9 protein-coding genes are annotated in these 12,387 nt (G+C 53.2%); 6 read left to right on the forward strand and 3 right to left on the reverse strand.

What is annotated here, in order from left to right:
- The first annotated feature begins 13 nt into the window (after nt 1-13).
- From AB4Z33_RS04155 to AB4Z33_RS04175, 5 genes are all read left to right on the forward strand, one after another.
- Nucleotides 14-1,759, forward strand: coding sequence for a sensor histidine kinase (locus AB4Z33_RS04155; protein ID WP_442048703.1), 1,746 nt, complete (start codon nt 14-16; stop codon nt 1,757-1,759).
- 309 nt (nt 1,760-2,068) lie between these two features.
- A complete protein-coding gene (locus AB4Z33_RS04160) occupies nt 2,069-2,398 on the forward strand; it encodes a PadR family transcriptional regulator (RefSeq protein ID WP_442048704.1) in 330 nt (109 codons plus the stop codon).
- A gap of 14 nt (nt 2,399-2,412) precedes the next feature.
- Complete coding sequence (locus AB4Z33_RS04165) at nt 2,413-3,282, forward strand: pentapeptide repeat-containing protein (protein WP_442048705.1); 870 nt, start codon at nt 2,413-2,415, stop codon at nt 3,280-3,282.
- Nucleotides 3,283-3,294: 12 nt separating this feature from the next.
- Nucleotides 3,295-4,056, forward strand: coding sequence for an ABC transporter ATP-binding protein (locus AB4Z33_RS04170; protein ID WP_442048706.1), 762 nt, complete (start codon nt 3,295-3,297; stop codon nt 4,054-4,056).
- The gene (locus AB4Z33_RS04175; protein ID WP_442048707.1) at nt 4,057-4,824 is read left to right on the forward strand and encodes an ABC transporter permease; all 768 of its coding nucleotides are present in this window, start codon (nt 4,057-4,059) and stop codon (nt 4,822-4,824) included.
- Between the two features lie 87 nt (nt 4,825-4,911).
- On the opposite strand, the gene AB4Z33_RS04180 is transcribed toward AB4Z33_RS04175, so the two are convergent.
- The 3 genes from AB4Z33_RS04180 to AB4Z33_RS04190 all read right to left on the reverse strand — a co-directional run bounded on the left by AB4Z33_RS04180 (nt 4,912) and on the right by AB4Z33_RS04190 (nt 11,346).
- Complete coding sequence (locus tag AB4Z33_RS04180; RefSeq protein ID WP_442048708.1) at nt 4,912-5,400, reverse strand: hypothetical protein; 489 nt, start codon at nt 5,398-5,400, stop codon at nt 4,912-4,914.
- A gap of 382 nt (nt 5,401-5,782) precedes the next feature.
- Nucleotides 5,783-8,842 carry a CBM35 domain-containing protein gene (locus tag AB4Z33_RS04185; RefSeq protein ID WP_442048709.1) on the reverse strand — a complete coding sequence of 1,020 codons (3,060 nt, stop codon included), beginning with the start codon at nt 8,840-8,842 and terminating at the stop codon, nt 5,783-5,785.
- Between the two features lie 170 nt (nt 8,843-9,012).
- Complete coding sequence (locus AB4Z33_RS04190) at nt 9,013-11,346, reverse strand: glycoside hydrolase family 95 protein (protein WP_442048710.1); 2,334 nt, start codon at nt 11,344-11,346, stop codon at nt 9,013-9,015.
- A 153-nt stretch (nt 11,347-11,499) separates the two neighbouring features.
- On the opposite strand from AB4Z33_RS04190, the gene AB4Z33_RS04195 reads away from it, so the two are divergent.
- A complete protein-coding gene (locus AB4Z33_RS04195) occupies nt 11,500-12,372 on the forward strand; it encodes a helix-turn-helix domain-containing protein (RefSeq protein WP_442048711.1) in 873 nt (290 codons plus the stop codon).
- The last annotated feature ends 15 nt before the right edge of the window (nt 12,373-12,387 follow it).

A 12,387-nucleotide genomic window follows, 5' to 3' on the forward strand; every position in this document is an offset into this window, starting at 1 on the left:
GGAGTGAACGCGCATGAGAAAACTGTCCGGCTGGCTAATAAAGCCGTTATACAACTGGCGGCTCCGCGAGAAGCTGTTCGTCATGTTCCTGCTCGGCGGCATTCTGCCGCTGTTGTTCTTCGTCCTGTATTCCTATACGACGATTCGCGGCGAGCTGTCCGATCAGATGGTGACGAATAGCGCTTCTACCGTGGCACAGATTAACTCGAACCTTGAGAACAAGCTCGACACGTATACGAAGCTGTCCGCCACGTTTTATTTGGATAGCAATATGCGCGCCTATCTGACGAACGACTATTCGAAGGACGCGTCCTTGTTCGTCGATGCTTACAAATACATCAATAACTCGTTCGTTAATATGCTGACGACGAATCCGGATATTGATTCCATGACCATCTATATTAACAATGACACCTTGCCCGCGGACGACCTTTTTATCAAAAAAATGGACAAGACGTTTCGCGAATCGCTTGCCTACAAGTCGCTCAGCGGCAGCTTCGGCAACGTTCGCTTCGTGACGTCGCCCTCCGAGCCGGATAAGCCGCCTATATTCACGCTCTCGCGCATGCTGAATATCAACAGCATGAACAACGCGTACGGCGTACTGACGATTAATATTTTGGAATCGGATATTTTCCGGCTTATGGAGAAGGAATCGTCGGACAAGACGGTGCTCATCATTAACGAGCAAGGCATCATCATGTCCGCCAAGGACAAGAGCCTGCTGAATCAGCCGCTCGCCCTGCCGGACTCCTTCCCGGTAGATAGCGGAGGGAGATTCGACAGCACGTATAACGGAGAGAATGTGCTCGTCGTCTACAACACGACCAAGTACGGATGGAAGAGCGTATCGCTCATCCCTTACAGCAGCTTCCTGTCCAAAGCGAACTTGGCCGCCAAGCGGATCTTTATCTACGCGATCGCCAGCCTTGGCGTTATGGCGCTGCTGATCTATGTTACGGCGCGGCTGTTCACGAAACGGGTAGAAACGCTCGTCGGCATGATGAGGCGCATCGAGAAGGAAGAGTTCGAGCTCGCCGACATCCGGCCGCTCGGCCGCGACGAGATCGGCCAGATCGGCAATGCGCTGCGCAAGATGGGCCAGCGGCTAAGCTCGCTCATCTCCGACGTCTACAAGAAGGAGATCGACAAGCGGGAAGCGGAGCTGAACGTGCTGCAAGCGCAGATTAATCCGCATTTTCTGTACAACTCGCTCGCGTCGATCTCGTCTCTCGCCATCCGCAACGCAGACCCGCGCATGAACAAGATGGTGACCGATCTGGCGAAGTTTTACCGCATTTCATTGAACAAGGGCAAGAACACGTTATCCATTCACGAAGAGCTGCAGTTGACCCGTTATTATATTTCAATCCAGCAAGTGCGATTCGGCAACCTGCTTCGCGTTCACTTCGACGTCGATGAAGCGGTGCTGCCATGTCCGATCATTAAGCTCACCCTTCAGCCCTTCGTCGAAAATTGCATCAATCATGCGATATGGGATCATGAGCTTGGCGTGAACATTACGATCCGCGCCTGCCGCGACGGCAGCGATATCGTGCTCAAGGTGATCGACGACGGCATGGGCATGCGCCTTCGGGGCGATAGCGAGCTGCCGCAAAGCGGCGACAAACTGTCCGGCTACGGCATTCGCAACGTCGACAACCGGATCAAGCTGCTGTATGGCGAATCCTACGGCGTCTCGATCTACAGCAGGCTCGGCATCGGGACGACCGTGATGATTCGAATTCCGGGCAGATGAACAATAAGCTAAGAAGTTGTGCAAGTCCCATAGGCTCCCCTTACGGTAGACAGGTGAAATCAATGAACCTACTGCTGCAAGGGGAGCTTTTTCATGGTGAGAAATCCTCTATCGAGGCCTATTCAGGATGATCGACCGCGTTTAGAGGTAGGATTTATCGCCAAATAGAATTTCAGATTCCTGTACCTCGAAAACCTATAAATTCTATTGTGGGCAAACAACCATTTTTCAAGCAAAGTATTTTATTTAAAATACTACCTTGACAGTCATGGTAGTATGCCGTATTATACAGACATGGAGGTTGATTACATGAGCGAGAACAAAATAACATCCGACTTGCTGCGAGGACATACCGATACGATGATTTTACGACTCTTATCCGAAGCTGACCGCTACGGCTACGAGATTGTAAAGCTGATTGCGGAACGTTCGGACGGCGAGTATGAATTAAAGGAAGCCACCATGTACTCGAGCGTCCGGCGGCTTGAAGCCGACGGTGATATCGAGTGGTATTGGGGCGATGAATCACAGGGCGGCCGGCGTAAATATTTTCGGATTACCGAAAAAGGCAAAGGTGCTTACGTCCGCAACAAAAGCAATTGGGAGTACGCGAAGCGCGTGCTCGAAAACTTACTATAGGGGGATTGAATGTTATGAATGAAAAGTTGACTAGCTACTTGAACGGCGTTTTCGCACCATACGATGGGGTTAAAAGCGTCACCGAATTAAAGGCCGACCTGCACTCCGATTTACAGGAGCGCTTCCGCGATCTCAAAGCCGAGGGCAAGGACGATGAAACGGCTTTTGAGATGACCGTTGACAGCATAGGCGATATCGAGCAGACGGTACTGGAGGTCGCTAACCTCTCCCGCTCGCTGGAGCGGCAGCTCGTGACGAACTTTAACGCGAGCGACCTGTCAGAGAGCGATTTTGCCGGCGTTACGGCCCATAAAGGACAATTTAACGCTAGCGCGTTACGCGGTGCCTACTTTGCGGGCGCAGACTTGACTGGCAGCTCGTTCAAGGCCAGCGACGTACGCGAAGCCAATTTTGACGGCGCGAATCTGACGGACTGCACCCTATCCGTTGTTGACCTTGCGAATGCAAGCTTCAATAAATCGATCCTTGTACGCACCAACTTCAGCAAGTCGGGAATGGAAGGAACAACATTCACGGGCGTCAAACTGACCGACGTTACGCTAAGCATGATCGACCTTAGAAAAACGATCTTTGAAGGTTGTTCCTTTGACGGCGTAGACTTCGAAAAATCCGACCTTAGCGGGCTGTGTTTTGACGGTCAGACCTTTACTGGCGTTAAATTTGACAAGTCGGCAGTAAACGACGTCTCGTTTAGAGGCGCTACACTCAAGAATGTATCTTTTCAGGCGTATTTTTCGTTGACCAATAAGTATTACCGTACCATCAAAACGATCTGCTTTGACGGTGCATTGATGGATAAACTGACCTACGCCGGGCTTAAAGGCATGGGAGCCGATTTATCGAAGGTTACGATTATTAAATAAGGAGTGGTTCCTATGCAAACGAAGTCGATTCAAGTGACTGGACTGCAAAAGTCCTACAAACAGCTTCATGTGCTGAAGGGCGTAGATTTCGAGGTGGAAAAGGGCAGCATCTTCGCCCTGCTCGGCTCTAACGGAGCTGGCAAGACAACGGTTGTCAAAATCCTCTCCACGCTGCTCAAACAAGACGGCGGCACCGCCACCGTAGGCGGATTCGATGTTGCGTCAAAGCCCGACCATGTGAAGCAGGCGATCAGTCTGACCGGACAATTCGCCGCCGTAGACGAGATACTGACCGGTCGGGAAAATCTGATCATGATTGCCAAGCTGCGACACCTGGGCAATCCGCGTCAGATTGCAGACGATTTGCTTCAACGCTTCGGCTTGACCGAAGCCGCCGACCGCAGGGCTTCCACTTATTCGGGCGGCATGCGCCGCAGGCTCGACATCGCCTTGAGCCTTGTCGGCAAACCGCAGATCATTTTCCTAGACGAACCGACCACCGGGCTTGATCCCGAGGCGCGCATCGAGGTTTGGAAGGTAGTCAAGGAGCTCGCCGACGGCGGTACGACGGTACTTCTAACGACGCAGTATTTGGAGGAAGCCGAGCAGCTTGCCGACCGAATCGCCATTCTGCACGAGGGAAGAATTATCGCGAACGGCACGCTCTCGGATCTTAAAAAGTTGTTCCCGTCCGCAAAGGTGGAGTATGTCGAGAAACAGCCGACCTTGGAGGAAATATTCCTCGCGATCATCGGCAACAAGGAGGGAAAGTAAATGGAGCGGATAGAGAAACATTTTTTCAGTGATATGGGCGTTATGCTTGGACGTTCCATGCGTCATATTACCCGCAGTATGGACACCATCGTCACGGTCTGCATCACTCCGATTGCAATGATGCTGCTGTTCGTCTATGTATTCGGCGGCGCAATCCAAACCGGTACGGATAACTATGTGAACTACCTGTTGCCCGGCATTCTGCTGATTGCGATTGCTAGCGGTATATCCTATACGGCTTACCGCTTGTTTTTGGATAAGCAGCGAGGCATATTCGAACGGTTTCACACCATGCCGATTTCACGTTCCACTTTACTGTGGGGGCATGTGCTGACCTCTCTGGTATCCAACGCCATCTCGGTTGTCGTCATCATTCTCGTAGCGCTCGTTATGGGCTTTCGTTCGCCGGCAGGGATATTGCCGTGGCTTGCAGTGGCCGGCATCCTCATGCTGTTTACGCTGGCATTAACTTGGGTCGCAGCAATTGCCGGACTGACCGCCAATTCGGTGGAGGGCGCAAGCGCCTTTTCCTATCCGATCATCTTCCTGCCATTCATCAGCTCGGCGTTCGTGCCGACCGATTCGATGCCGTCAGTCGTTCGCGCCTTTGCCGAGAATCAGCCGGTAACCTCGATCGTGGAAGCCATCCGTGCGCTGCTGTCGGATCAGCCGGTAGGCAATGATATTTGGATCGCTCTTGCATGGTGCGTCGGCATATTGCTCGTAGCTTATTTCTTCGCAATGAGGGTGTATAAAAACCGGGTTTAATAAATATGGTTTATAGCTAACTATCGCAGCATCTCTATGCAATATGACAAAGGAACCGCCTACAGCGGTTCCTTGTCAGTCCCAACATTATTTAAGCAACTCGTCAACTTTGGCTCTCATTGAGGATATTGTCGTTTTTTTATATTGGAGTCCCAATCGGAGAACTTTGATTTGCTGCGACCGGGTTAAGTTTTTGAAACGAGGATCTTGTTTGAGAAATCTTTTTATAATCGACCAGCTGCTTCCAACGAACCGTTCAGGTTTAATGTGGGGAACTTGATCAAGCAGCTTTTGCTTCCGGAAGTGTTGCATAAACGGGAATAGCCTTGAGGATACCTTGCTTTCATCAACCAGACATGCCGCGGTCATTTTTTTCGTATGCTTTTTGAGGTAATCCAGGTTACTGTGCCCGCTTACTACAATATACCCGCCTTCTGATTTGCTTTTGCGAACAATGAGCATGTGCACGCAATCCTGGGCTGTTTTACGCAATTCCTTGATCCGCCGAGTAAGCTTGGACGAGATGCCGCCTTCTTTTATTGTGTTGAGAGGTATATACCTTACTGTATATCTCATAGGGTAAATTCGCCTCCTTTTTAACATTTATGTAGCTTATGCCGATCCTTCGCTTTCGAACACTCTATCTTACACTCCCCTTTACTCAGCATCAGACTTAATCCGGCTTATTCAACCATTGGAATTGTCCGATCTTACGGACTGTATGGACCTTAGCAGTGAAATATACCTCTTGTTTGTTCCGTTACGGACTCCAGAGTGTTTATACGTATGTTTTTGGCATTCTGAAGACTAGTATGGCGCGGTAAAGGTCTCCTCGGTCCGTTAAATTTGTCACAAAAGCATTTTAAGCCTAATAGCGTCGCCTAAGTCCGTAACCAGGTTTCGCATACTAAAATAGGCCAACCAGTATTAACTGGTTGACCCATTCTAACCACGGATCTCATCTCGATACTTTGTACAACTTCGATTGCGCGCCTTCTAGGCTGACTTCAAGTGTTCCCTTCGCTTCCAGCTTCGCTCCTGTCCACGCATCCGTCAACTGCAGCTTCGCCGCCAACTTTACGCCGAGCGCGCGCGTCAGATCAATGGACTTCACTGCCGCTTCGTTCGTGTAGTTGAAGACTGCGATATAGAATTCGTCTTTATCCTTCATGACGAATACGTCGGCTGCTGCCGAACCCGTATTGCCTTCGACCGGCTGGAATGCCTTGCCTATTGTCGCAATGTCGATCACGCGCTTGTTCGTAAGCAGCGAATTCATAAGCTGCTGCGCGTTCGGATCATTAACGTCGTCCGAGCTCATGAAGACCGTTCCCGAGATCGCCGCGGCGTTTACTCTCGTCTGCGCGGCGTTATACGAACCGCCTTTCACAAGCGTCATATAATCCGGATCGGTGTAGCGGTAGATCGTATCGTTCTGCCACCAGCCGTACGTCAGGTTGTTCAACTGATATTCGGTGCGGCCAAGCGAGCCGTCGATGTCGCAGGATATGCGTCTCGCATGAGCGTATTGGCTTGGGAACAGAGGCGCGATTGACGCGCTGATGAACATGCGGCCTCCGAGCACTTTGTTGATGTGCGCCATGCCTTGATTGTACGCTTGAATACCGGTCTGCGCCTTCGGATCGTAATGCTGCCCTTCGAACGAGCCATGGCTCAGGAAGTCGATCTTAATGTATTCGAAGCCGTAATCGATGAACTTTTTGAAAATATATTCGACGCGCAGCTTCGAGCCCGGATGCGTCGGATCGATGGCATAAGCGCCGTCAACCTTCGGCAGCGGGTTGCCGTTCGCATCCCGGAGGATGATGTCGCCATACGTATACTTGCCGTCCGTTCCTTCGACCGGCTGCGCCATATTGTCGCCCCAATAAACAAACGGTCCATAATAGATGCCGGCCTTCTGACCGTTCTTGCGGATGACCTTCACCGCGTCGCGAAGCTGCTGCTCGGTCAGATTGTCCCAATACGAATCCATGTTAATATAAACTGTTCCTTTGTTCGAGAACGTCTTCTGCAAATTGGCTTTGAAGAAGTTCGATACGCTGACGACCTTATCGTAGCTCAGCGAACTCTCGTATGCGCCCCAGCTGTTCCAGCCAACCGGTACGCCCGATGGAACGCCGCGGTCGAACTTGAGCGGTGGCGCTACAGCAGCATTCGCCTGGCCATAACTCGTCAGGCCGCTGCGATAATCGCTGTAATAACCGACCGCGATCTGCGGCGATGTTATCGTCTTGCCCGATACCTGGCCATGCGGCAGCGTGTCGTGAGTAGACGTCTGCGAAGTAAATCCGCCGTATACCTTCAGCTTGTTCAAACGATCATTCGACCCGCTCCAATAAATGCCGGTCTTCCACGTATCATGCGTCACCGAGCCGATAACGAGACCTCCGCGGCTGACGTTGTCATAGATCGCCGTCATCTCCGAGCTTACGTAATTGTTGTTATTCAACGGCGTATTGATCGTCCGCGCTTGGTAACGGGACCACATATCGTTGTCGAAAGGCGTGATGAGCACGCGGTTGTCGCCATAGCTGCCGATGTCCACGCCGCCCTTCGCGTTAACAACGATTGGCGCTATATCGCTAGCGCTTACCGTCGTACCGCTGACAATCTGCTGCGATACGAGGAAATAAGGCTGATCCTCGTACAGCTGATACGTCTGCTTCATCGTCGGCAGTCCTTCGCTGCGGTTCTCTACCGTGATGCGAACGCCTTTGCCGTGTCCATCCTTAATCTTCGCGACCTCGCTAAGCTTGAAGCGATGCTCGCCGTACTTGCGGCTGTCGAGCAGTTGTTCATTCAATTGCGCGGTTGCATAAGCGCCCTTAACGAGCGTCTTGCCTCCCCATGCATAAGCGGATAAACCCGATTCCGTATTGTACGTAATGCTGTACGACTTGGTCGAGAACACGGCTCCTTTCTCATGCGCGCTCACTTTAATCGATCCATGCTTTGCCGAACCGATAACAGCGCCGATAAGTCCGATATCGTCGATCGGTCCTGGATCCTCTCCCGAACCGCCCGCCTTCGCGAGCTCGATCTTGTCGATGTCCGGCGACCAACCGCCGTCGTCATCGAACGTGATCGTATTCATGCCGGCCTGCAGCTCCACTTCGACGGTAAATACGCCAAGCGTGTCCCAATCCGCGGTCTTCGGCAGCGCATAGTTCTCGGACTGTCCCTCGTTCACCTTAATGGACACCGGACGAGGATCGCCCGATACGTACGAGACGCTGAGCGTATAGATGCCGGCTTCCTCTGCGGCAATATCTCGGAACTGCAACGTCGATCCGCCCCATAGATTGCCTACCTTAAGGCCTCCCGAACAGCCGGTAGCAGGTTGACAGCCGGATACTCCGGCGTTGCCCGTCCGCACGTTCACGGCAGCTTCCGCTTCGTAACCGGTGGCCGGTCCACCAGGCTCACCCGTGCCGGATTCGCTGAGTACGATTCGATCGATATCCGGCGAGTAACCGCCCTCGTCATCGAAACGAATCGTATTGCTGCCCGCCTGAAGCTCAATCTCGATCGCATACGTGCCAAGCGTCTCCCAATCCGCCGTGCGCGGAAGATCGTAATGATCGCCTGCACCGCCGTTCACGCTGACGGCGAACGACCTCGGATCGCCCGAGATGTAATGCACCGTCATCGTATAGATACCTGCTTCCTCCACCGTAATGCCGTTCATCGTTACCGACGAGCTGTCCCATAGCCCTCCAACGACCCCGGCGCCCGAACATCCGGTAGCTTCCGCGCATGTTTTGCGCTCCGCTCTCCCTGACAGCACATTGCCTTCCGCCTCTGCTTCGAACGAGTAACCGTCAGTAGCCAGCGCAGCCGACAAGTCTTGCGTTTCCTCTGCAATCGGAGCAGCAGCCTCAACGTTCGAATCGGCACTCTTCCACGGTGACAGATACACTGTCTGCATAAGCAATACAGCCGCGAGCAGTACGAGCCAGCCTCGCGTGAAACGCACCCTATCGTTCTTAACCATTCATCATTTCCTCCTATTCGCCGCGTTAATTGGTAAAGCGCTTTCAATCGCACTTCCAATGTAAAACAGCGGACAGGCCCGAACAATCCCAATATTTAACGATCAATAACTCAAACCGCCATATTTGGGGGCAATACTTCGAATGCCCCCAGACTCAGCGCACCATCCATTTAGTCGATCTTTGCTGCCATATCCATAACGACGTTAAGTCCGCCATCCACTCTGCGGCTTATTCCAGCTTCAAGCGCCAGCTTAACGACTTGGCCGCCGTATCTTACACTCACCTCGCATGCTTGGTATGCCGTAAGGACAGCCTCCGTGAGGCTGCCCTTCTCCCAAGCCGCATTCACCTCTATACCGCTCTTCGCGCGTAGACCGCGATAGGAGCCGTTAGCCCAGTCTTGAGGAAGCGCCGGCAGCAGATGAACCTCGCCCGTATGGCTTTGCAGCAGCATATCGGCGATTGCGGCCGTGCCGCCGAAGTTGCCGTCGATGACGAAGATGTTCGTCTCCGCCCCAGCCACGCCCGACTTGGAGTACGAGAGCAGATTGTCGAAGCACAGCTCGCCGATCAGATGGCGGACATGACTCGCGGCGCGATCGCCGTCATTCAGACGCGAGAAGCCCGACGCGAACAAAGCCGCCGTGAACTCGATATCCTCCAGCTCTCCTTGCTGCATACGCCCGATCAGCGTGTTGCGAGTAGCGTCAGCAAGCTCCGGCGTCTGAATCGGATCGATCTGGCTTCCCGGATACAAGCCGTACAGATGAGATAAGTGACGATGCTCCGGTTGCGCTTCCTCGTAGTCCTCCAGCCATTCCTGCAGTTGTCCCCGCTTGCCGATCATAAGAGGCGGCAGCAGGCGGATTGCTTCCCGCAGCTGCGTGCGAAGCTCAGCATCGACTTGCATAAGCTCTGCTGATTCCAGACAAAAGACGAACAGGTCATGCACCAGCATTTGATCCATTGTGCTGCCCATCGACAGCTGCTGCGCTCCTTTCTCATGCGCGCCCGGGTAGAAGCTGTTCTCCGGCGAATTCGACGGCCCGGTAACGAGCCAGCCATACTCGGGATGCACGATCATATAGTCGAGGAAAAATAGAGCCGCCTGCTTCATGACCGGATAAGCCTGCCGTGCGAGAAACGTACGATCCTGTCCGTACTCGTAATGCTCCTTCATGTGCATCGCAATCCAGAGGCCGCCGGTTACGTTAAGCCCCCACGACGTTTCCCAGCCTGGAGACGCGAAGCCCCACGCGTTCGAGAACACATGCGCGACCCAGCCATCGGCGCCGTAGAAGTCCTCAGCCGCTGCCCGTCCCGCTATCGAAAGTCGTTCGATATAATTCATTAACGGAACATGGCATTCGGCCAGATTGCTTATTTCTGTCGGATAATAGTTCATCTGTGTATTTACGTCGAGGTGATAGTCACAGCTCCATGCCATACGATTCGCTTCCCCGTCGTTCCAAATGCCTTGAAGATTAAGCGGCAGCCGCGAATCTTCGCGTGATCCCGCGATCGTCAAGTAACGCCCGTATTGATAGAACAGCGCAATAAGCGCCAGGTCGTCCGTCTGTCCGTTCCGCAGTCGGCGAACCCGCTCGTCCGTAGGCAGCGCGGCTGCCTCTTTCGATCCGCCAAGCTCCAAGCTTACGCGTCCGTATAGCGCCTGATAGTCGGCGATATGTCTTTCCTTCAGCTTATCGAAGCCTAAATGTATCGCGGCATCGACCTTCTCCTCGCTTTCCTTGAGCCAGTCTTCATCGCCTTCTCGACCATAATCCGTTGCAACCGCAAAATAAATGACCGCCTCATCGGCTCCCTCCACCGTCAATTGCCCGTCTTCGCTGCGCAGCCTTCCGCCTTCGATGGCAACTCTCACCAACCCTTGCGCCAATACGCCGCATGTTCCGTCGCTATGAATATTTTCCGTCGCTTGGGACCGAAAGCCGATACTCTCTCCGTCTTCGCCGCTCCACACCGCGAACGTATCCGACCGTCCCTGCAATCGCAAGGTAAAGGATACGCTTCCCTTCCGTTCGCCCGCGATGCGGGCAGCTACGAGGCCATCGGCGTGGGAAGCGATATATTCGCGTTGTATCGGCACACCATCCTGATCTCGATAATTTACAGCAGCAACCGCCGTGCCCAGGTCCAACTCTCTTACTACGTCCTCGCCCTCATGCCCATAAGTAATGAGGACGTCACACAGCGACAAGTTGGTTCCGAAGTTTCCTTTCTTCGGCTGCAGCGTCTCCTTGGCCAGCTTGTCTCCTTCGACGTAATCGCCGCGAAAGAAAGCTTCCCTCATCCGCGACAGCTTTTCTTTGGCGTCCGGCGTGCCGCCGAAACGCTCGCTTTTGCCCGACCAGAACGTGATCTCCGTCATATTCCACGTTTCGCTGCCAATTCCGCCGTGCAAAACAGCTCCTAGTTGTCCATTGCCAAGCGGCAGCCCTTGCGACCAGCCTGTTGCCGGTCCGTTGTATCGTAATTTCATAGCTCGTATCCCCTCACTCATTTGATTGATCGTCCTTTGCCATGAATCAGCCACTATCGTAAAATTCGCCATTATTGTACCATTGAATAACGAATCCGTATTTGACCGCCCATCCTATCAGTTGACGAATAATCCGCTATCTTAAGGAGACGCATGATGAAAACATTGAACGAGCTGAAACCTTTCCTCGGTGATTCGATGCGCTATCTGTATGACGGGAGCTGGAACGAGAAGCTGCGCGTATGCAGCGTTTACGCCTTTCATCTCTTCGAAGACGGCCCCGGCGAGATGGAAGTGAACGGCAAGCTGTACCCGATCGAGCGGAAAACGCTTATTTTTTTGCGGCCCGGCGAGCCCCATGCTTTTCATGTAAAAGCAGGACAGCCGCTTTCTTCTTATAATTTGTATTGCGATATGTGGACAACGGAAGCGGCGAGTCCCGTCTCGCTTAACCGGCATTTCATTCATGCGCCCGAGCCGTTCTCGTTCGAGACCGTCTCCACCGAGGAGGATTGCCCCGAGCTTGCCATGCTGCCAAGCCGTTTCTCGCTGCAGCCGTTCCCATGGCTATTCGATTCGTTCGTCACGCTTGCCAAGCTATTCGAAGAGACACGTTACTACCGCGCCGAACTGGCGAACAGTTTGCTATACGCCTGGATGCTCAGCTGGTATAACGCCGTTCATACCCGTCAGCCGAGCGATTACCGGATCGTCAAGCTGCTCGCCCATCTGGACGCGCATCCTGAAGAACGCTCATCGGTTGATGCATGGGCGGCCATGTGCGGACTGAAGCGCTCGTATTTCCACGCTCTGTTCCAACGCGAGACCGGCTACTCACCAAGCGTCTACCGGCATCGCCTGCTCATGAAGAGGGCGGCTCATCTGCTCATCGAGACAAGCCTCTCCGTAACCGACATCGCGGACAAGCTCGGTTACACATCTATCCATCCGTTCACTCGCCAGTTCGGCGCCTTCCACGGCATCAGCCCGCGCGCTTACAGACTTCAGTCGGGAGCGGATCGGTAGCCAATAGCTGTCGTG

This window comes from Paenibacillus sp. 2TAB19, assembly GCF_052115185.1.
Lineage (GTDB): Bacteria > Bacillota > Bacilli > Paenibacillales > Paenibacillaceae > Pristimantibacillus.

What these genes read in the sequence shown, in the direction of transcription:
- AB4Z33_RS04170 (WP_442048706.1), top strand. Translation starts at nt 3,295, where the DNA reads ATGCAAACGAAGTCGATTCAAGTGACTGGACTGCAAAAGTCCTACAAA.
- AB4Z33_RS04165 (WP_442048705.1), top strand. Translation starts at nt 2,413, where the DNA reads ATGAATGAAAAGTTGACTAGCTACTTGAACGGCGTTTTCGCACCATAC.
- AB4Z33_RS04155 (WP_442048703.1), top strand. Translation starts at nt 14, where the DNA reads ATGAGAAAACTGTCCGGCTGGCTAATAAAGCCGTTATACAACTGGCGG.
- AB4Z33_RS04160 (WP_442048704.1), top strand. Translation starts at nt 2,069, where the DNA reads ATGAGCGAGAACAAAATAACATCCGACTTGCTGCGAGGACATACCGAT.
- AB4Z33_RS04180 (WP_442048708.1), bottom strand. Translation starts at nt 5,400, where the DNA reads ATGAGATATACAGTAAGGTATATACCTCTCAACACAATAAAAGAAGGC.
- AB4Z33_RS04190 (WP_442048710.1), bottom strand. Translation starts at nt 11,346, where the DNA reads ATGAAATTACGATACAACGGACCGGCAACAGGCTGGTCGCAAGGGCTG.
- AB4Z33_RS04195 (WP_442048711.1), top strand. Translation starts at nt 11,500, where the DNA reads ATGATGAAAACATTGAACGAGCTGAAACCTTTCCTCGGTGATTCGATG.
- AB4Z33_RS04185 (WP_442048709.1), bottom strand. Translation starts at nt 8,842, where the DNA reads ATGGTTAAGAACGATAGGGTGCGTTTCACGCGAGGCTGGCTCGTACTG.
- AB4Z33_RS04175 (WP_442048707.1), top strand. Translation starts at nt 4,057, where the DNA reads ATGGAGCGGATAGAGAAACATTTTTTCAGTGATATGGGCGTTATGCTT.